Here is a 20,303-nt window from a genome sequence, read left to right as displayed (position 1 = left end):
GTCTATACACATCAGGCGCAAGGCGTCTGACTTAGTAGACACGAACCTTTGGCTCGATATAATCAACCGTTAATGGAATTTTACGAACCGGCTTATAGATAATCTTATTGCCTTCAGAATACCATAAGGTATGCTTCATCCAATCATTATCGTTACGACCGTTTGGTGCGTATTCATCATCTTCAGGACGATCATAGTCAGAGACACTGTGCGCGCCGCGGCTTTCATGACGCTGGGCTGCCGATATCATCGTCGCTTTTGCTACTTCGTAAAGATTGCCCACTTCAAAGGCTTCAATACGAGCAGTGTTAAAGACTTGTGATTTATCAGCCAAATGAATCTGATCAATCTTCTCGCCTAGCGCTAGGATTTTTGCAACGCCTTCATCCATCATCGCTTGTGTACGGAATACACTGGCATGCGTTTGCATGGTTGCACGAATCTCATCGGCAACGTCTTGCGCATTATAGCCCGAGGTTGACTGTTGCAGCTTGTCTAAACGACCGACTGTGTAATCAAGGACGCGAGGATCAAGTGGCTTATAGTTATGATCCGCATGATGGAATTCATCGACGATGTGCTTACCTGCAGCGCGACCAAATACCAATAAATCAAGTAATGAGTTGGTACCTAAACGGTTGGCACCGTGAACACTGACGCACGCGCATTCGCCAATTGCATATAGACCTTTAACCACGTTACCTTTTGCATATAGACCATCTTCATCCGTACCTGCTTCTAGATCCGGTACAATCACTTGACCATGAATCGTGGTTGGAATACCGCCCATCATATAATGAATGGTTGGAATAACAGGAATTGGCTCTTTCGTGATATCGACGTTGGCAAAGTTTTTACCAATCTCGAATACTGAAGGCAGACGCTTCATGATGGTTTCAACGCCTAAATGGGTCATATCCATCACAATATGGTCAGCATTTGGACCACAACCACGACCTTCTTTGATTTCTTGGTCCATAGAGCGTGATACTAAATCACGTGGTGCCAAGTCTTTTACGGTTGGGGCATAACGCTCCATGAACGCTTCGCCATCTTTATTACGTAAGATAGCGCCTTCACCTCGGCAACCTTCAGTCAATAGTACGCCTGCGCCATGGACGCCGGTTGGGTGGAACTGCCAGAACTCCATATCTTGTAATGGAATACCTGCACGAACTGCCATGCCAATACCGTCACCAGTATTGATGTAAGCATTGGTAGATGCGGCAAAGATACGACCAGCACCACCTGTCGCTAGGACAGTAATTGGTGACTGGAATACAGCAACTGTACCAGTTTCTTGTTCAATCGCGATAACGCCATTGATATTACCAGCTTCATCTTTGATCAAATCAAGCGCAATCCATTCGATAAAGAATTCAGTACCTTGCTGTAGATTTTTTTGATAGAGCGTATGTAATAGCGCATGACCGGTACGGTCAGCAGCAGCACACGCACGTTGTACGGCTTTTTCGCCATAGTTTGAGGTATGACCACCGAATGGACGCTGATAAATTGTGCCATCTTCATTACGGTCAAACGGCATGCCCATGTGCTCAAGCTCGTATACTACTTTTGGCGCTTCACGGCACATGTACTCAATCGCGTCTTGGTCACCCAACCAGTCTGACCCTTTAACGGTATCATAAAAGTGGAAATGCCAGTTATCGTTGCTCATGTTACCGAGACTTGCACCGATACCGCCCTGAGCTGCAACGGTATGCGAGCGGGTTGGGAATACTTTGGTTAAGACTGCAACCTTCATGCCGGCTTCAGCTAAGTGCAATGATGCACGCATACCTGAACCACCACCACCAACGATGACCGCGTCATAGTTTAGGGTTTTGATATTGCTAATGGTATTGTCTTGTCTAGTTGCCATTACGGTTTTCCTAATGCCTGTTAATACTTGCGAAGTAAATACAAGGACTGCTTAACCAGTCATACACTCCGAGCTGAATCATCGACTCAAAGCACGGATATGGATGATGTAATTGTATATAACTGGGTATCTAAGCCGCCTTCAACCACTTACTAAAATGTGCATATCTATCTGAGCGTTAAACAGCAACGACACCGAAGCCGTTACCCCAAAAAATCATGATGCCCCAGAATAAAAATACAAAAACGGCAATAATCATTAATGTCTGTAAGACCAAGCGTAGGCCAGCTGCGCTCGCGCCCAATTTACCGGTAGTAATATAGTCTGTGAACACGGTCCACATGCCAATCCATGCATGACCTGCAAGGGCTAGAACTGCTACTAAGCTAAATAGACGCATCGGTAAGCTGGTCATAAAATTTGACCATTCCGTGTAGCTCACATCGCCATGGGTCAAAAAGAAGCCCAATAGCACCACACTGTAAACAGCTAAGACCACCGCACTGATACGTTGGACTATCCAATCACGTGAGCCTGAGCCGGTTAGACTGGTTGCGCTTTTTATTCCTGAATCGTTTCTCATTAGAACATCACCCATACAAATGACGCGACAATTAATATCGCTGCAATTACAAAGCTGATCATAGAGGCGGCACGGCCAGATTTCAGCTCTTCATTCATGCCCATATCAGCAAATAAATGCTTCATACCCATCACAAAGTGATAAGCGATGGCGGCGACGAAAATCCATGCCAAAAAGCGCACTAAAACATTGTCAAAAACAGTTTCAAAACTCTCAGGCGATGCCAAAGAATTCTGCAATAACCACAGCATGACTGGAATAAGTAAAAATAAAATGATGCCAGAGATACGATGCAAGATTGAAGCAATCGCAATCGGTGATCGATTAACACTAATCACTTGGCTGAGGGGCAGATCAATAGGTCGGTTGCTTTTCACAGCGGGCATCCTTTTTGCGGTTATGTCTGGTAGTTACTTATGATTTAGCAATCGTCTGCCAAATACACTGAGCACCACACAAGACGAATAAAGTAAGGAAGGAAGAGCTAGCTGACGTCATTTAATTCGCGCTAAATCTGAAAGCATACGGAGATTGACAGGGTCATTATGGGCATTCAACTATCGCTCAATAAACCCTTTCAACAATAAGCTTTCTACATATTAACAGACCACAAAACGAAGCACGGGATAAATCGATTAACTATTCTATTTTTACTGGTTCCCATTAACAAAAAAAAGACAACGCCATGGAGTCATCTCTATGTTATCCTTTTTTGTTAAGGTAAACTTCACTGTAGGCTATTTAAAAATAGAACAGTTAACAAGAATATTCAAGCGATAAGCTCGGTCTTGGTCTACAAAGTGATTATTCAATCGTAACAAAGTATGAGTGGAGCAAAGTCCCTTACCTACTTTATTAGGACAAGTCATCAATTTGCGCAAAGCTAGTGCCAGTTAAATCCCTCTAATTATAAAATGACTGAGCCCTAATTACAAATTTATCCCCTAAATAGTGGTTATTAGAGATTTATTAACAAAAAACTGGCTATTTGCAATATGAATTCATTAGTATTACTCAGGCTTAGTGACCTATAAAGCCAAACGAATGTATCAGCTAATGATGCTCTGTCTGTTTTATAGTAAATATTAGAAGATATCTCAGAAGAGTACTTGTTTAAAACTGTCTCTTTATATCTAGGTTAATAATAATCATTACGCTATGATAAATAAGATGGTTTACAGTCAAATTACCTACTAGACATATTTTGATACAAAGTTTACAACCGATAAGCACTACTAGCGCACGTCTATTGGTGGTCTAGCAAGTAAAAGTCTTTTCAAAACTTAAGTAATAACTGCTAATATAGCCTGCATATTAAATAGGTCACATTCATTTTGGCCATTTGACTATTTATGATGCGAGGGTGTGCGTCACTATTATTTTTGTTCTAACAAGTTAAAACAATGGAGATTAAATTATGGCTGATAATCAAGCCACATTGACCGTAGATGGTAAGGACTACCAACTTCCTATTACTGAAGGTACTTTAGGGCCGTCAGTTATCGAAGTTGCTGCTTTCCAACAAGCTGGCTACTGGACCTATGATCCAGGCTTTATGGCAACTGCTCCTGTCGAATCGAAAATTACCTTCATTGATGGTGGTAAAGGCGAGCTATTGCATCGCGGCTATCCTATTGACCAGTTAGCAAACAATGCAGAATATCTAGAAGTGGCTTATGCACTGATTCATGGTGATCTGCCTAACGCTGAGCAAAAAGCCGATTTCTTTGAAAAAATTCGCAAGCATACTGGTGTTCATGATCAATTGCGTAAGTTCTTTGAAGGCTTCCGTCGTGACGCCCATCCAATGGCAATTATGGTTGGTGTCGTTGGTGCCTTATCCGCGTTTTATCATGAAGATTTAGACATCAGCAATGAAGAACATCGTGAAATTACCGCGATTCGCCTCATCGCTAAAATGCCTACACTTGCGGCAATGAGTTATAAGTACTCACAAGGCGAACCGTTCATGTATCCACGTAATGATTTCAATTATGCGGAAAACTTCTTATACATGATGTTTGCCACGCCTGCTGATGTTGATTATAAAACCAACGACGTTATCACGCGTGCTATGGACAAAATCTTTACCTTGCATGCTGATCACGAACAAAACGCATCAACGTCTACCGTACGTCTAGCAGGGTCTACTGGCGCCAATCCTTACGCTTGTATCGCTGCTGGTATCGCCGCCCTTTGGGGACCATCACATGGCGGCGCTAACGAAGCCGTACTTGAGATGCTAGATGAAATCGGTTCAGTAGAAAACGTTCCTGAGTTTATGGAAAAAGTGAAAAGCCGTGAAGTGAAACTGATGGGCTTTGGTCACCGTGTTTACAAAAACTTTGATCCACGCGCACAAGTGATGAAAGAGACTTGTGACGAAGTACTAGGCGCATTGGGTATCAATGATCCTAAGCTTGAGCTTGCTATGGCACTTGAGAAAATCGCTTTAGAAGACCCGTTCTTCGTTGAGCGTAACTTGTATCCAAACGTTGATTTTTACTCTGGTATTATCCTTAAAGCCATCGGTATCCCAACGTCAATGTTTACCGTTATCTTTTCACTAGCTCGTACTTCTGGTTGGATCAGCCATTGGTTAGAGATGCACAGCGCACCGTTCAAAATCGGTCGCCCACGTCAGTTATACACTGGTGAAACGCATCGCGATTTTGTTAAAGTTGAAGATCGTAAATAGTAATTAAGCATTTGTAAAAATAAACAGCCATAAAAAAATCTCGCCATGTGCGAGATTTTTTCATGGCTAAATTTAACGGATTACTTAAATTCTTTTAGCGTTTGCTCATATTTAGCGATTTGTTCATCATACCCTTCAATCGTTTCATTGAATTTTGCCATCAGCATCTCAAATTCTTGTTGTTGGGTTTGTTTCATTTTTTGCATATCTAGTACTTGCTGGGCTTCTATCTGCTCCCAAACTTGATGCTGAATGATCAAACGCGCCAAAGCAGGACTTTTAGCACTGACTCTGCCAGCAATTTCTGCATCTTCAAAAAGCTGTGGTACTAAGGTTGCGATATTAATCAAAGTATCCGTATCCTGCGCATTCAGTGGCGTGGTCACTGGCTGATAAAGCGCTTCCATTGCTTGCTCATAGCGTTCTATAATCTGCTTTTCAGTTAATATCACAGGCTTACGTGGCTCTAAGCTAATACGCTTTAACACCGTTAAATCGCGCTCACCAACTTCGGTACTGGTGTTAATTTCATCGTTTGTGTCAGTATCTGTCGCAGAGTTGCCATTTGCTACATCCTTTGCAGCTGCTACCGGATCTTGTGTTAGTTGTGGCGTAGCAGTTATAGCTCCTTGATCGCTATTAGCTGGCTGATTATTGCCAGTTGCAACAGTAGGCTCATCGACTAATAAAGCATTTTCACTGTCTGCGATATCAGCAGCTTGTAGCGACTCGTACTCTGCTTGCAGACGCCCCTGCAATGCCTGAAACTGGGTAACATATAAAGGTTGGAACTGCTCAATACGTGCGGCAGCAGAATCACTTTGCGCCATCGGTTGGCTGTCTTCTTCACTTGTTTGCTCACTGGTTTGGGGCTTATCCGCTACATTTTCTTCTGCTGCTTGCTGCTGACATCCGCTTAACAATAAGACACCAGTCAATGCCGCCGCCAGTAAGGCATTTGAGTGCTGTGGACACTCAATACCTTTATTAGTAAGGTTACCATAAACACCATTATCATGTTTTACTAGCCAAAATTTAAACATCTGAATTTATTTCCTGTGTTAAAAACAAAAATATCACATAGCTATATAGAGGTTAAGAATCAGTCGCGGCATGGTCTACTAGGCTCAAGATTAGTCGCAATTAAACCACTAAAAATGGAATACAGCCTGCAAGATCTTGACAGTATTGTCCGCGCTGACGACGGACAAAATAGTCTTGTACCATGCGTGCCTGCTGCTCGATACCATATTCAAGAAAAGGCTTACCCACTTTTAGCACATAATTATAGCGACGATCGATAATAGCACCGCGTACCACCTTCAAGCCTTGTTGCAGCTGCCACACATGTGTCAACTCATGTATCAGCCAACCTTGTTTGCCCAATGGCGCTTGGCTGAAATCATCTATCCAATCTGATGCATGAAAATAAATATGACCATTAGGACTCACAGCGTAATGTTTGAGTACCCACCATGCTGTTTTCAGCTGAACGTCATCAAGTCTGAGGCTGTCACCAAAAACCGAACGTGCAAGAGTAATTTCACCTTCAGTAAGAGACCGCGCTAGTTGTTTAGCAGTTACTAAGTCAGCAGATGCTGAACTACGATTTAATAGACGCTTAAAAATCGACTGCAACATGACTACTATCATCCTTTATCTGTGATCTATCATTTTCGTAAAGTTAGTTAACACCTTAATAGGGATAATATAGATATAAGTAAAGCGTTAAAGACATAAGCTGTACATTTAGCTGACTTTTATTAACGTGAATCTGCGTTAGCCTAGCTTTTATAATAATGTTAAAAACATCATGGATGATTACCTTATTTATGACTTATTGCTTAATCGCAATAAGGACAGCATTATAAAGACAAATATGGAAAACAATAATTTGACTTTGAATACTATGGATAACTGTTTAATCTTATAACAAAAAGCCTTGAATAACAGAAGATATAGAGAATTTTATGCCACCTAATTTTCATGCTGATACACCCCTCGCCCAGCGTATGCGCCCGACCACGCTTGATGCCATTATTGGTCAAGAGCACTTGTTAGCAGTAGGTGCTCCGCTAAGGCGCTTGGTAGAGCAAGGACACCTACCGTCTATTATTTTGCATGGGGAAGCAGGTATTGGCAAAACAACTATAGCTATGCTTTTGGCGGATGCCGTTGAACGACCTTTCCATGCACTATCTGCTTTGAATACTGGGGTTAAGCAGTTACGCGAGGTATTAGATACTAAGGATTCATTGAATTTTGAGTCGCCAGTGGTCTTTATTGATGAGATTCATCGGTTTAATAAAGCTCAGCAAGATGCATTACTGGGCGCTGTAGAGTCTGGCGATATCACCTTGATTGGCGCGACCACCGAAAATCCTTCTTTTAGTGTCAATAATGCGCTGTTATCACGTTGCCAAGTGTATCGCCTAAAGCCATTGACGCCTGAGCAAATCAGTGCGGTATTACAGCGGGCGCTTTTAGAAGATAATATACTGAAAAACCTATCGGTCGATTTGCAGGCGCAAGATACGATTAGCCAGTTGGCACATGGTGATGCACGAAAAGCCCTTAATTTATTAGAGCTGGCGATTCAAACGGCTGATACCAAGCAATCACCGATCATTATCGACGATACCTTAGTCGCTCGTGTCGCCCAGACTGCACTCGTACGCTATGATAAAGATGGTGAGCAGCATTATGATATGGTATCAGCCATGATAAAGTCAGTGCGCGGCTCAGATCCTGACGCGGCACTATATTGGATGGCGCGTATGCTAGTGGGCGGTGAGCCTGCCGACTTCATCGCGCGGCGTTTGGTCATTTTAGCCAGTGAAGATATCGGTAACGCCAACCCTAATGCCCTACTCCTTGCTGATGCGGCATTGCGCAGCGTGCAATCCATCGGCATGCCAGAATCACGTATTATCTTGGGGCAAGTGGTGGTCTATCTGGCAACCAGTGCCAAAAGTAATAGTACTTACAACGCTATCAATGCTGCGATGAGCTTGGCAGAAAAAGACGCCTCACCTGTGCCGCTACACCTACGTAATGGCGTGACCAAATTAATGCGCAATCAAGGCTATGGACAAGATTATATCTATCCCCACAATTATCCCAATCATTATTATGCGCAAAGCTACTTACCAGACAATTTAATCGGTACGCGCTTTTATGAATTTGCAGACAATCAGCGTGAGCAGCATAGCAAGCAGTTTATCGATTGGCTGAAAGACCAAGCGGCGAGTAATGACTAATCACTCAAAATATGACTGATTATATGCACTGATCTATCAATTGTCGTTACCATTAGTGATACTAATCACGGTTTCAGACAGACTGGCCTATATAGTTTCGAGATGAGGCAGCACAGTGGGATGAAAAGCGTTAAAATGTCCTCATAATGATGTATAAGCAATGATTAGATAACGTCTACAGTTGATCAATTTGATCCAGCGCGTTTTGCTTGACCACAACAGCGCTTTGTCGCATCTACTGCTACAATAGGCAGATAACGCTTTATATCCCATATTGACACCTATTTATACAATAAAATATTGAGATCTACTATGAGTTTAAATACGATTCCTGAGATTATCGAAGACATTCGTGCAGGTAAAATGGTCATCTTGATGGATGATGAAGACCGCGAAAACGAAGGCGATATTATCATGGCAGCGACCCACGTGCGCCCTGAAGATATCAACTTTATGATTACTCATGCACGTGGCTTGGTCTGTTTGACCTTGTCACAAGCACGTTGCCAGCAGTTGGCACTGCCACTCATGTCTGACCGTAATGAGGCAAAATTTAGTACCAATTTTACCGTTTCTATTGAAGCGGCTGAAGGCGTGACTACGGGTATTTCAGCCGCTGACCGCGCGCGTACCATTCAAGCAGCTGTCTCCTCTTCAGCAAAGCCAGAAGACATCGTTCAGCCTGGGCATATTTTTCCAATCATGGCACAGAATGGTGGTGTCTTGCACCGCGCCGGACATACCGAAGCAGGTTGTGATTTGGCACGTCTTGCCGGACTTGAGCCAGCAGCGGTGATTGTAGAGATTATCAATGCGGATGGCACCATGGCACGCCGTGATGATCTTGAAGTATTTGCAAAGGAACATGATTTAAAAATTGGTACGATTGCTGATTTGATTAACTACCGTATTGCTAATGAGCAAACTGTCGAAGAAATTGCATCGCATCCGTTTGAGACCGAGTATGGCACTTTTACCTTACATCGTTTCCGTGAGTTCGGTGCGACTGAAACCCATTTAGCTTTGGTTAAAGGCGATGTGAGTCAAGGTATTAGCACTGTTCGCGTCCATGGTTTCCATCCTCTACGCGATTTATTCGCTGCCAAAAATGATACCACTGGTCGTAGCGGCTGGAGCGTACGCTCAGCATTAGAAGAGATCAGTGCATCAGAGCGTGGTGTCTTGGTTTGGATTGGCAATCATGAGCCGACTGACTTAGGTGATGCCTTGGATAAGGCGGCATTGAATGAAGCTCTGTCTACCATCACACAGCAACCATATCGCAGTATTGGTGTTGGCGCACAGATTTTGCGTCATTTAGGGGTACGTGATATGCGCCTCTTGTCATCACCAATGAAGTTTTATGCCTTATCAGGTTTTGATTTGAACGTGGTTGATTTTGTCCATGCACCAAAGCAAGATTAATAGGCTTAATTAATAGACACTTATGATCAATAAAAAAGGCGCATCAACTGAGGTTGGTGCGCCTTTTTTCTTATTTGCTCAAAGCTTAATCACAAAGCATCATACTTAGAGTTGTGGGATATGACCGAATGTTGCTTCTAGAGCTAGTAGTTGTTCACGCTCCTCATTCGTCCATGGCTTTTTATCTTGACCATTGCTCTCTAAGCGCACTATCACTGCCTCAGCGGTCGCAACGATGGCAGCTTGTGCCGTACTATAATAGCTGTACTCGATTACTATGCTGGTGGTACCCAAACGCTGGCAACGAACGCCTAATAACAAGGTATCAGGAAAAATCACTGGGCGCAAATACTGGCAGCTTGATTGTGCCAATACCGTAACCATATTGCCATCAAACATGCCCAGCGTTTGCAAATAGCCAATACGGGCTGACTCAGCGTAGCGATAGTACACCACATTATTTAGGTGATTAAAGGCATCCATTTCACCCCAATGAATCGGCTGCTGATGGATAATAGGATAATGCGCTAGCTCTTCAGGACAATGATTGTCCAAATTATCAATGATAGATGTTTGATTGAAAAGTTCCATAACTGCCTGTCTCTTATTTTTATAATACTTTAAAACAATAACACTTTAAAACAATCGTATAAATCCGTAGTGCATTAACGTTGCGGCTTATTTAAAATCTGTGAGGTTAATAATGGCGATGTTTTTGGTGCATTGACAATCAGTCTATTCAAACCTTCTATCACTTCTGGCATATTCTTAGGAGAGGATTTGGTCTGCAAGTCATTTTTGTCTGACTGTTGCTTGTTATCGATAGAAGCCTGTGATTCTGCTTGTTTAGGCATCAGCGTTTGCAGCTGCTTACGTGCTTGATTTAAATACATGACTAACTGATCACGATCGTGCATATTGCTGGCTTGGCTGGCTAGATTTAAGGTCATGATAGCTTCATGAATCGTCAGCTGCCGACGCGTTAAACGGCTATTGTCAGTAAATTGGCTCGTAGCTGTGTTTTTCTGTAATGAACTGTTGAGCTCAGTATTAGCAGCACGCTCATGGCGATATAAAAAGTCTTGAATATTTTGAATCGCCAGATTTTGCAGCTGCCAAGAGCTTGGCTGAGCACTTCTCGCCTGCAAGCGCTCAATATCTTTAACCAAGCTTTGCTTGATGACGACCGTTAGCGCGGGCGCAATCTCATTACTTTTCTGTGAAAGCTGCCAATGTAGACCTTGCAATAAATCAATCGCCGCACTGCCATTACTGTCTGCCAACAACCTATCAGCAGCTTGTATCTGGATACGCAATAAATCCAGCTGGTTTTGAGCTTGGCTATTGACCGCTGTACTAGTCGCTGGCAGCGTTTGTTGACTCATCGCAAATAAGCGATCGTCCATCTCATTTAAACGGCTGACAACTTGCTCATTACTTTGCAAGCGCTCATTGACCGTATGCTGAAAACGCTGCTGACTGATATATAGCCACAGTAAGACGCCTATCAACAATAAAATAACCACCCATTGCAAGCGTAACAAGAACATATTTGCTTGCCGGCGCTGCTGAAGAGCAGAAGGATCTTTCGATAACGATTCAGAATTCATTGGCATAAGGCCACACCGTTCATGATTGATAAGGTTAAGCGTAAACAGTTGAGCAAGTAGTTTAAATAATTTTAGAGTAGTAGCACGTTACGCTAAACGTCTCTTTTTTATCTCAAATTTACTATATGTTAAATATTATAAACTGGTTTTCTTAATAGCAATAAGAATGGTTTCTGGCGCCAAATCCTCTACGCGCCAATAACTTAAATTTTGCTCAGCAACCATATTGGCTAAGCGCTCACCCAATACCACATAACAAAAGTCTGATAGTTTAAGTGGCGCATTGACTGACATTACTTGGTGTTCTGCTGCTACATCGAATGTCTTAGTAGACTGAACGATACTTTCCCAATGCTCAAATGCGGTACCACTACTTACAATGACAATGGGTTTTACTTGCTGCGACGCGGTTATGCCAACGGTCGCATTTCGATTATTGAAATCTTGTAGCCATTGCTGATACTGCATCATGGCATCAATAGGCATTTTGCGCTCGTACCAAGCAATGCTATCGATATGCACACCGCGCGCTTGCAAAGTATCGACCAATAATCGTCGTCCACCAAGACCTCGCCACACGAGCAGCTTATCCCCCGCCTGCAAGCTTTCAATTTCAGGCATCGCCAGCATACCTTCATTATTAGCAATAGCAGGCTGCAGTACTTGATAACTGGCGTTTGATAACTTTGCCTCATTTAACACCGCAGCAGTCGCTTCACCAACCGCAATCAGATGGCTTGGCGCTACTAAAATATTAGAGCTACCTTTTATACCTTCTACTTCTTTATCAGTCGCGCCATTAGCTTGGTGCTCACGCTCAAGCAACTGCCAAATAGCCAAACCTGAGGCTGCCGCTGTCGGACTCACGATGACCAATGCTTGATACTCGCCTGCTAGCCATTGGCGCATCAGTATCATATCACTATCAGTGGTCAAACGCGGTTGCAGTGTCAACATCGGCATATCAACAACCGACATACCTGCCGCTTGTAAATGTCGCGTCAGCGGTGCGGCACGCTCGACTGGGCGCGTATTGATGACAAGTTGCGGCAGCAGTGATGGCCCATTAATTGGTTGATGTGAATCTGTGGACTTAGATGATGACCAAGACATAAATATACCGTGAAAAAAGCAAATAAAGTTAGCACCATCATAGAGTCATCTAAACCATGATAACTCTATGACTGAGTTGATAATGGTGATCCAGTGTTATACAGACTAGCTATTATTCAGGATGATAGATCGCTGATAAAATCTCACCAGCACCAGCTTGCAATAACATCTCAGCAACTTCGATACCCAACTGGTTTGCTTGGGCTTCTTGCTCAGCTTGACTGCCTGTTAACGTCTGGCGCTTGTCCACCTTAAGCAGCTCGCTACCATCTTCTTGACCAACGCGACCGCGCAGCCATAAGGTATCGCCATCATCGTTGTTACCATTGTCATTATCATTGCTATCATTATCAGCAGCCAATGCAACTGCCTTTTGTAATACAGCATAAGCGGCGATAGGTACTTGGCAACCGCCCTGCAGATGACGATTTAATGCGCGCTCAGCGATTAAGCGGATACGGGCTTTGTCGTCATTGAGTGGTGCCAATAATTTTAATACGTCAGCATCATCTTCACGACATTCAATCGCTAACGCGCCTTGCCCAACCGCTGGCAAGCAAATATTGATATCCAACTCACTACGAATACGTGCATCAAGCTCAATGCGCTGTAGACCACTAGTCGCCAAAATAATCGCATCATACTCGCCCGCATCTAACTTGCTTAGTCGCGTGCCGACATTGCCGCGGAGGGTTTTAATTTGCAAATCGGGACGATAAGCTTTGATTTGACACTGACGACGCAAACTTGCAGTACCGACTACCGCCCCTTGTGGCAACTCATCGATACTATGATAAGTATTCGATACAAAAGCGTCGGTTGGTGAAGCACGTTTGCAATAAACGCCGAGCGTCAACCCTTCTGGTAAATCCATGGGCACGTCTTTGAGTGAGTGCACTGCGATATCTGCTTGCTTGTCATACAGTGCTTGCTCAAGCTCTTTAACAAATAAACCTTTCCCGCCAATTTTAGCCAGTGGCGTATCCAAAATTTTGTCACCTTTAGTGACAATTTTTAGCAGATTAATTGTCATTTCAGGATACAAAGCTAATAATCGATTACGAATATGCTCAGCTTGCCATAATGCCAGTGGGCTCTGGCGCGTAGCGATACTTAAGGTAGTCAAAGCAGGTTGCTGCATGGTGCTCATAAAAGGCCTCAATAATTTTAATACTAAACGGTCATTGCTCGACGATAAATGTGAGTTTTTCGCCCAAGATGGGGCGTAAAAATGGTTTATAACGATAATAATGCAAAAAAAATACCCCTATTTAAGCATAAATAAGGGTTTGATGATATGGCGTGATTATTTTAGGAGACAAAGTGAGGCATGCTTAGATGTTTTGAATCTTTTCGCGCAGCCCTGGTAAATGGCGGCGGCTCACTGCCAAAGTCTCATCAATTCCTTTAAAATGTAGCTGATATTGTCCAGCATCTAAAGTCTCTAAAAAATCTAAATATTTGATATTGATGATAGCGTTACGATGTACCCGGAACAGCTTGTCTTCAAACTCTTGCTCAAGCTCTTTTAAGGTGTCATCAATGAGCACGATGCCATCCTTGTGCCGTACTTTGACGTACTTCTGATCTGCCGTAAAATAGTAGATATCTTTGAGTTTTATCAGCTCAACACCGCGATGGGTACGCGCTGCAATATGTTCGCGCACTGGACGAGACGTTGGACTTTCAAGTTTACGAATCTCATTGAGCTGCGCAGCATTGAGATTGGTGGCTTTTTCTAGGGCTTCCAGCAACTCATCTTTATTGGCAGGCTTTAGCAAGTAACCAATAGCATTGGCTTTTAGAGCGGCAATGGCATAATGATCATAGGCCGTCACAAAGATGATTGCGGGCGGATGTTGCAGCTTAGCAAGCTCTTGCGCACACTGTACGCCATCCATCTCAGGCATACGAATATCTAGCAATATGATGTCTGGCTGCTGAGATTTTACGGCAGTAATGGCTTCGATACCCGTCTTTGCTTGGGCAACCACCTCATGACCCGACTCTTTAACAATCCTAACCAAACGCTCACGAGCTAATGGTTCATCATCACAAACTACGATCCGCATGCAAGCTCCTTTTAAGGGCATACTTTGAACATATATTTAAAAATATCAATAATACATTAGCACTTATAACCTATCATTTAGTATAGGGAAATAATGGTTTTTGATAATAGATTTACCTTAATCAGATTTATCATCTGTCCATACTATTCGTGCCATATTATAAATGCTGCAATAAATATGCCACGGTTAAAAAAGCTATAAGCTAACGTCCTGTAGCGGATAATCGATAGTGGTCATAATCTGTTTGCTTGTCACCCTACTTTGGATATCTGCACTCTGACCAAAATACGCTTGTAAACGCTGCGCTTGAATATGAAAATCCATATGTTGGCGCAAATCATGATGGATCATTAAACTATTTTTAGGTAATTGCACATTAATGGTGATTGCCACACGGTGCTGTAGCCACGTGACATGAATATCGATATAGACAGTTTCAGTGCTCCTCTCAACCACATTCAGCAGCATTTTTTCAATCACGCTCTGTAAACTCAAAGCGGTGATGACCATGTCATACATGATATTTTCATCAGGCAGCTGCCAACTTACTACCAACTTGTCTGCCAATCGAATCGTCTCAATGGCCAAATAATGCTCACAAAGTGCCACCTCTTCTGCAAAACTGATCTCGCGCGCACCATTAAAGCTGGCACGAAATAATACTGAAACGTGTTGTAATAAATCAGCAGCGCGAGAAGGATTGGTCTCAATCAGTGACATCAAGGTATTAATGGTATTAAAAAAGAAATGCGGTGCCAGACGCGCTTTTAATACATCATTTTGTGCGGCAAGCTTTTTTTCAAACGATTGCTTCAACGCCGTCATCTCACGATAACGACGTAAAAAGATCAGCAATCCTGTAATGGTAAATCCTGCAATAATTAAAGTGTTAAAGATAACGGTTGAAATAAAAGCAGTGAAAGTAAAGGTAAAGGCGCCTGTATTGATCATCAATAACAGAACCAGTATCAACGTGATAATGGCACTGATAGTGATGATAAACAGAACATATAAGCTCACCTTCAATGTACGCATACGTTTAAAAACAGGGCGTAGATAGTCAATGAGATAAAAGGAAGGCAGTAGTGTTAAGGTGGTTTGGATAAATCTTGCTGTCATTTTTATGGCAAATTGTGTTTCATTGACAACGCTATGACGATCGACAATCGCTAAAAAAAGCGACCAAAAAAAGATTACCAGCAGCCATTGCCAAGGTTTCATGATTTCCATGAGCTTGGGTATAAAAAACTCTAAGCGCTCCGCTAGTAAGGCAACCTCATCATTTGCTATACTTGAGTTCTTATTCTCTTGACTTGTCTTAGACTGATATGAACGCCAATTCTTCAAACCTTAGTAATCCCGATTCAAATAAAAATTCATCTGCTTCTGAGTTTAGCACAGATGCTTCTATAACAAACGCTGCCGCACAGAACAGCCCTACTATTAGTAGTCAGGGTCAGCAGATGTGGGGCGGACGCTTTAGTGAAGCGACCGACAGCTTTGTGGCAGCCTTTACCGCATCGGTTGGTTTTGACCAGCGCTTTGCCCGCCACGATATTCAAGGCTCAATTGCCCATGCGACCATGCTCAGAGAGTGCGGTATCTTGGAAGCTGATGACGTTGCAACGATCATTGATGGTTTGCATCAAGTACTACGCGAAATCGAAGCCGGTGAGTTTAATTGGTCGATTGCGTTAGAGGACGTGCATATGAACGTCGAATCGCGCCTGACCGATATCGTCGGCGCGGTGGGCAAAAAGCTGCATACCGGTCGTAGCCGTAATGACCAAGTGGCGACTGATATTCGTCTTTGGTTACGCGAAGAGACTGATAATATCATTGCGCTATTGGTGCGGTTGCAAAGTGGCTTGCTAGATTTGGCTGAACAGCATACTGATACCATCATGCCGGGCTTCACTCATTTGCAAACCGCGCAGCCGGTCAGCTTTGGTCATCATGTCATGGCATGGTTTGAGATGCTATACCGTGATACCGAGCGCCTAGTCGATGCCCGTCGCCGCATTAACCAAATGCCGCTTGGTAGTGCGGCACTTGCTGGTACGACTTTTCCAATTGACCGTACCATTACCGCTGAGCTATTAGGTTTCGAAGGTATTTGCCAAAACTCGCTTGATGCGGTATCAGATCGTGATTTTGCCATCGAATTTACTTCGGCAGCATCTATTTTAATGATGCATATGTCACGCATGAGCGAAGAGATTATTCTTTGGATGTCAGCACAATTTAACTTTGTGCAGATTCCTGATCGCTTTTGTACTGGCTCATCAATCATGCCGCAAAAGAAAAACCCTGACGTGCCAGAGTTGGTTCGTGGTAAAGCCGCACGCGTATTTGGTCAATTAATGACGCTACTTAGCCTCATGAAAAGCCAGCCGCTTGCTTATAATAAAGACAATCAAGAAGACAAAGAACCGCTATTTGATTGTGTTGATACCTTGACCGGTTCATTACTAGCATTTGCTGATATGCTACCAAATATCACGCCGAATAAAGAAAATATGCGCGCCGCCACGATGAAAGGTTATGCAACTGCTACTGATTTAGCGGATTATCTGGTGCGCCGTGGCGTGGCGTTCCGTGATGCTCATGAAGTGGTCGGTAATGCCGTCGCTTTGGGCATTGCTGAGGGCGTTGATTTAAGCGACTTATCTCTTGCGCAACTCCAGCAGTTTAGCGATGCGATTGGTGAAGACGTGTTTGAGTATTTAACCTTAGAAGGCTCACTTGCCGCGCGTGATCATTTGGGCGGTACTGCGCCGAATCAAGTCAAACAAGCCGTTAGCCGTGGTCGTACTCGATTGGAATTATTCGCTTAATATCTGTTTAATAGTATTAGCGCTTCATTATTAAAAACACCCGCCTTTGTTGCGGGTGTTTTTTTGAGCATAATCAGGTACAGTATTAGGTAATATCATTTATTATCAACCTCATTAAAAAAGCCATTATAAACAGGAGTCATTCATGACCGAAACCTTTAACCCACAAGCCAATACCGTTTTTTGCCGCAAATATCAGCAAGAGTTACCAAAAATGCCGCATCCGCCTTTTCCGAATAAAAAAGGTCAAGAACTGCAAGAAACCGTGTCTGAAAAGGCTTGGAAAGAGTGGCTTGAGCAGCAAACCATGCTGATTAACGAAAACCATCTTAGTATGCTAGATCCAAAAGCGAAGCAATTTTTGACTGAGCAGCGTGATAAATTTTTAGATAATGAAGATTATGAGCGTGCTCAGGGCTGGACACCAGAAAGTTAATATTGAAACGGTACTAACAAATCGGTAAATGACTAGGACTTGTCGTCGAAGTTTGATAGTATTAAGAAGATTCACAACACTGACAGACTCGGGGTGCGATATATATTGACTGCTTAACATGCAGTTGACGTATGGTCGCTGAGAAACCACCCGCCGAACCTGATGCGGTTAGTACCGACGCAGGGAAGTCTTAAGCTTATGTTATATCTGTATAAAGGGCGCGCAGAAATGCCTTTTTATTATTGTTCATATCTAGCAGCGCTTTATATTGCTGTATGCCAATAAATAAGATGATGCCCACCAATCCTTTATAGATAAGCTATCAAAATTTATTTTGATAGCATTATTGTTTCGTGATTGAATTTATCGATATGGGATAGGCTTGCCCCGCAGATACTGGCGGTGTTGATTTTATTCAAAAACCAACACGCTAGGACAGCATATGACTATTTCAGATATTGGCTCGCCAGCCACCACACATACCCCTGTAAAAGCAAGCAAAGCAGACGCACTAAAAACTCCCGCCCATCGCAGCGAAACTGACGCCCGTTTTGAAGAAGACGCACGCGACCTACATCGCGTTTTGCCTGCCTCTCGCAAAGTCTATATCGAAGGCTCACGCCCTGACATTCAAGTGCCGATGCGCGAGATTACCCTAGACCCTACTCCTATCCAAGGCGTGTCCGAGTCCGAGTGGGAGCAAAATCCACCGTTTTATGTGTATGACACCTCAGGCGTCTATACCGACCCCAATGCCACGATTGACTTGACCAAAGGTCTGCCAAAACTACGCGAAGGTTGGATAGATGAGCGCGGTGATACCGAACAGCTAGCTGGTTTATCAAGCTCATACGGTCTGGCGCGCGCACGTGATATCAGTACTGCAAACTTACGCTTTGCTCATATTGACAAGCCTCGCCGTGCTAAAGCTGTTGATGGGAAAGTAGGTAACGTTACTCAATTGCACTATGCTCGCCGTGGCATTATTACCCCAGAAATGGAATTTATAGCTATCCGCGAAACCCAAAAACAGCATGAGCTGACTGATATGCGCCAGCACGAAGGCGAGACTTTTGGTGCGCACACGCCAGCGATTATCACCCCAGAATTTGTCCGCAGTGAAGTTGCCGCGGGTCGCGCTATTATCCCGAACAATATCAATCATCCTGAATCTGAGCCGATGATCATCGGGCGTAATTTTTTGGTGAAAATTAATGCCAATATCGGTAACTCAGCGCTGGGTTCTTCTATCGATGAAGAAGTCTCAAAAATGACATGGGCGACGCGTTGGGGTGCGGATAACATTATGGATCTGTCTACTGGTAACCATATTCATGAAACCCGTGAATGGCTGATTCGTAATTCACCTGTACCGATTGGTACGGTGCCGATTTATCAAGCGTTAGAAAAAGTCGATGGCGTAGCCGAAGATTTAACGTGGGAGATATTTCGCGATACCCTTATCGAGCAAGCCGAGCAAGGTGTTGATTATTTCACCATTCACGCTGGCGTATTGCTTGAATACGTTCCGCTAACTGCCGGACGCTTAACCGGTATCGTCTCGCGTGGTGGCTCTATCATGGCACAGTGGTGCATGTTTCATAATAAAGAAAGCTTTTTATATACTCATTTTGAAGACATCTGTGAGATTATGAAACAGTATGATGTGGCATTTAGTTTGGGCGATGGCTTACGTCCGGGCTGCTTGCAAGATGCCAATGATGAAGCGCAATTTGGTGAGCTGCGTACCCTTGGCGAGCTGACCCAAGTGGCATGGAAGCATGATGTACAGGTCATGATTGAAGGTCCGGGACACGTAGCGATGAACCGTATTAAAGAGAATATGGATTTGCAGCTTGAAGTTTGTGCTGATGCGCCCTTTTATACACTAGGACCCTTAACCACCGATATCGCACCCGGTTACGACCATATCACTAGTGCGATAGGCGCGGCGATGATTGGCTGGTTTGGCACGGCGATGCTGTGTTATGTGACGCCAAAAGAGCATTTGGGTCTGCCGAATAAGAAAGATGTCAAAGATGGCATCATCACTTATAAAATCGCCGCTCATGCTGCTGACCTTGCCAAAGGACACCCCGGTGCGCAGGCACGTGACAACGCCTTGTCAAAAGCACGATTTGAGTTTCGCTGGGATGATCAGTTTAATTTGGCACTTGATCCTGATACCGCGCGCGAATTTCATGATGAAACCTTACCCAAAGATGCACACAAGACGGCACACTTTTGCTCCATGTGTGGTCCAAAATTTTGTTCAATGAAAATCACTCAGAATGTCCGTGAGTATGCCAAAGGACTAAACGCCCAATAAACTGACAGAAAAATCTCACAAAGAAGCTCGGCAGTTATATAAAAAAGTATAGAAATAC

The 20,303-nt window shown here is 43.5% G+C and carries 17 protein-coding genes and 1 riboswitch; of the genes, 6 read left to right on the top strand and 11 right to left on the bottom strand.

What is annotated here, in order from left to right:
- Window positions 1–31: 31 nt before the first annotated feature.
- The 3 genes from sdhA to sdhC all read right to left on the bottom strand — a co-directional run bounded on the left by sdhA (window position 32) and on the right by sdhC (window position 2,851).
- Window positions 32–1,882 carry a succinate dehydrogenase flavoprotein subunit gene (gene sdhA / locus M0221_RS00540; RefSeq protein ID WP_011512484.1) on the bottom strand — a complete coding sequence of 617 codons (1,851 nt, stop codon included), beginning with the start codon at window positions 1,880–1,882 and terminating at the stop codon, window positions 32–34.
- Window positions 1,883–2,060: 178 nt separating this feature from the next.
- Entirely contained in the window at window positions 2,061–2,447 is a 387-nt protein-coding gene (sdhD, locus tag M0221_RS00535) for a succinate dehydrogenase, hydrophobic membrane anchor protein (RefSeq protein ID WP_262880863.1), read from the bottom strand.
- 17 nt (window positions 2,448–2,464) lie between these two features.
- Window positions 2,465–2,851, bottom strand: a complete 387-nt coding sequence (gene sdhC, locus M0221_RS00530) for a succinate dehydrogenase, cytochrome b556 subunit (RefSeq protein WP_011512482.1) — start codon at window positions 2,849–2,851, stop codon at window positions 2,465–2,467.
- Window positions 2,852–3,882: 1,031 nt separating this feature from the next.
- On the opposite strand from sdhC, the gene gltA reads away from it, so the two are divergent.
- A complete protein-coding gene (gene gltA / locus M0221_RS00525) occupies window positions 3,883–5,163 on the top strand; it encodes a citrate synthase (protein WP_483284038.1) in 1,281 nt (426 codons plus the stop codon).
- Between the two features lie 80 nt (window positions 5,164–5,243).
- On the opposite strand, the gene M0221_RS00520 is transcribed toward gltA, so the two are convergent.
- Together M0221_RS00520 and M0221_RS00515 are read right to left on the bottom strand one after the other, a co-directional pair.
- On the bottom strand, window positions 5,244–6,206 hold the full coding sequence (locus tag M0221_RS00520; RefSeq protein ID WP_483284037.1) for a hypothetical protein: 963 nt from the start codon (window positions 6,204–6,206) through the stop codon (window positions 5,244–5,246).
- Window positions 6,207–6,306: 100 nt separating this feature from the next.
- Window positions 6,307–6,804: a type IV secretion protein Rhs gene (locus M0221_RS00515; RefSeq protein WP_483284036.1), complete on the bottom strand. Its 498-nt coding sequence runs from the start codon at window positions 6,802–6,804 to the stop codon at window positions 6,307–6,309.
- Between the two features lie 329 nt (window positions 6,805–7,133).
- Here M0221_RS00515 and M0221_RS00510 point away from each other — a divergent pair, with 329 nt between their 5' ends.
- Together M0221_RS00510 and ribBA are read left to right on the top strand one after the other, a co-directional pair.
- A complete protein-coding gene (locus M0221_RS00510) occupies window positions 7,134–8,423 on the top strand; it encodes a replication-associated recombination protein A (RefSeq protein WP_483284035.1) in 1,290 nt (429 codons plus the stop codon).
- Window positions 8,424–8,735: 312 nt separating this feature from the next.
- Window positions 8,736–9,848 (top strand): bifunctional 3,4-dihydroxy-2-butanone-4-phosphate synthase/GTP cyclohydrolase II, encoded by a 1,113-nt coding sequence (gene ribBA, locus M0221_RS00505; protein ID WP_011512477.1) that lies wholly within the window; start codon window positions 8,736–8,738, stop codon window positions 9,846–9,848.
- 105 nt (window positions 9,849–9,953) lie between these two features.
- Here ribBA and M0221_RS00500 read toward each other — a convergent pair whose 3' ends face one another.
- The 6 genes from M0221_RS00500 to M0221_RS00475 all read right to left on the bottom strand — a co-directional run bounded on the left by M0221_RS00500 (window position 9,954) and on the right by M0221_RS00475 (window position 15,990).
- The gene (locus M0221_RS00500; protein WP_483284034.1) at window positions 9,954–10,439 is read right to left on the bottom strand and encodes an acyl-CoA thioesterase; all 486 of its coding nucleotides are present in this window, start codon (window positions 10,437–10,439) and stop codon (window positions 9,954–9,956) included.
- A gap of 74 nt (window positions 10,440–10,513) precedes the next feature.
- Window positions 10,514–11,464, bottom strand: coding sequence for a hypothetical protein (locus M0221_RS00495; protein ID WP_483284033.1), 951 nt, complete (start codon window positions 11,462–11,464; stop codon window positions 10,514–10,516).
- Between the two features lie 129 nt (window positions 11,465–11,593).
- Window positions 11,594–12,571, bottom strand: coding sequence for a uroporphyrinogen-III synthase (locus tag M0221_RS00490; protein WP_483284032.1), 978 nt, complete (start codon window positions 12,569–12,571; stop codon window positions 11,594–11,596).
- A gap of 112 nt (window positions 12,572–12,683) precedes the next feature.
- Window positions 12,684–13,721, bottom strand: coding sequence for a hydroxymethylbilane synthase (gene hemC / locus M0221_RS00485; RefSeq protein WP_483284031.1), 1,038 nt, complete (start codon window positions 13,719–13,721; stop codon window positions 12,684–12,686).
- Between the two features lie 184 nt (window positions 13,722–13,905).
- Window positions 13,906–14,643 (bottom strand): LytR/AlgR family response regulator transcription factor, encoded by a 738-nt coding sequence (locus M0221_RS00480; protein WP_020442484.1) that lies wholly within the window; start codon window positions 14,641–14,643, stop codon window positions 13,906–13,908.
- Between the two features lie 195 nt (window positions 14,644–14,838).
- Window positions 14,839–15,990 carry a sensor histidine kinase gene (locus tag M0221_RS00475; protein ID WP_483284030.1) on the bottom strand — a complete coding sequence of 384 codons (1,152 nt, stop codon included), beginning with the start codon at window positions 15,988–15,990 and terminating at the stop codon, window positions 14,839–14,841.
- Between the two features lie 62 nt (window positions 15,991–16,052).
- On the opposite strand from M0221_RS00475, the gene argH reads away from it, so the two are divergent.
- From argH to thiC, 3 genes are all read left to right on the top strand, one after another.
- Window positions 16,053–17,480 carry an argininosuccinate lyase gene (argH, locus tag M0221_RS00470; protein ID WP_483284737.1) on the top strand — a complete coding sequence of 476 codons (1,428 nt, stop codon included), beginning with the start codon at window positions 16,053–16,055 and terminating at the stop codon, window positions 17,478–17,480.
- 145 nt (window positions 17,481–17,625) lie between these two features.
- On the top strand, window positions 17,626–17,916 hold the full coding sequence (locus M0221_RS00465; RefSeq protein WP_011512469.1) for an oxidative damage protection protein: 291 nt from the start codon (window positions 17,626–17,628) through the stop codon (window positions 17,914–17,916).
- 79 nt (window positions 17,917–17,995) lie between these two features.
- Window positions 17,996–18,119, top strand: a riboswitch (TPP riboswitch).
- A 239-nt stretch (window positions 18,120–18,358) separates the two neighbouring features.
- Window positions 18,359–20,245 carry a phosphomethylpyrimidine synthase ThiC gene (gene thiC, locus M0221_RS00460; RefSeq protein WP_483284029.1) on the top strand — a complete coding sequence of 629 codons (1,887 nt, stop codon included), beginning with the start codon at window positions 18,359–18,361 and terminating at the stop codon, window positions 20,243–20,245.
- Window positions 20,246–20,303 lie beyond the last annotated feature (58 nt).

Source organism: Psychrobacter sp. ANT206, from assembly GCF_056880555.1.
Note: the sequence above shows the minus strand (reverse complement) of the source record. Positions and strands in the feature narration are given on the sequence as shown.

Bases quoted from the DNA above. Each gene is read 5' to 3' on its own strand.
- ribBA (WP_011512477.1), top strand. From the start codon at position 8,736: ATGAGTTTAAATACGATTCCTGAGATTATCGAAGACATTCGTGCAGGT.
- M0221_RS00480 (WP_020442484.1), bottom strand. From the start codon at position 14,643: ATGCGGATCGTAGTTTGTGATGATGAACCATTAGCTCGTGAGCGTTTG.
- M0221_RS00500 (WP_483284034.1), bottom strand. From the start codon at position 10,439: ATGGAACTTTTCAATCAAACATCTATCATTGATAATTTGGACAATCAT.
- hemC (WP_483284031.1), bottom strand. From the start codon at position 13,721: ATGAGCACCATGCAGCAACCTGCTTTGACTACCTTAAGTATCGCTACG.
- M0221_RS00520 (WP_483284037.1), bottom strand. From the start codon at position 6,206: ATGTTTAAATTTTGGCTAGTAAAACATGATAATGGTGTTTATGGTAAC.
- M0221_RS00510 (WP_483284035.1), top strand. From the start codon at position 7,134: ATGCCACCTAATTTTCATGCTGATACACCCCTCGCCCAGCGTATGCGC.
- M0221_RS00465 (WP_011512469.1), top strand. From the start codon at position 17,626: ATGACCGAAACCTTTAACCCACAAGCCAATACCGTTTTTTGCCGCAAA.
- M0221_RS00490 (WP_483284032.1), bottom strand. From the start codon at position 12,571: ATGTCTTGGTCATCATCTAAGTCCACAGATTCACATCAACCAATTAAT.
- M0221_RS00515 (WP_483284036.1), bottom strand. From the start codon at position 6,804: ATGTTGCAGTCGATTTTTAAGCGTCTATTAAATCGTAGTTCAGCATCT.
- sdhC (WP_011512482.1), bottom strand. From the start codon at position 2,851: ATGCCCGCTGTGAAAAGCAACCGACCTATTGATCTGCCCCTCAGCCAA.
- sdhA (WP_011512484.1), bottom strand. From the start codon at position 1,882: ATGGCAACTAGACAAGACAATACCATTAGCAATATCAAAACCCTAAAC.
- gltA (WP_483284038.1), top strand. From the start codon at position 3,883: ATGGCTGATAATCAAGCCACATTGACCGTAGATGGTAAGGACTACCAA.
- thiC (WP_483284029.1), top strand. From the start codon at position 18,359: ATGACTATTTCAGATATTGGCTCGCCAGCCACCACACATACCCCTGTA.
- M0221_RS00495 (WP_483284033.1), bottom strand. From the start codon at position 11,464: ATGCCAATGAATTCTGAATCGTTATCGAAAGATCCTTCTGCTCTTCAG.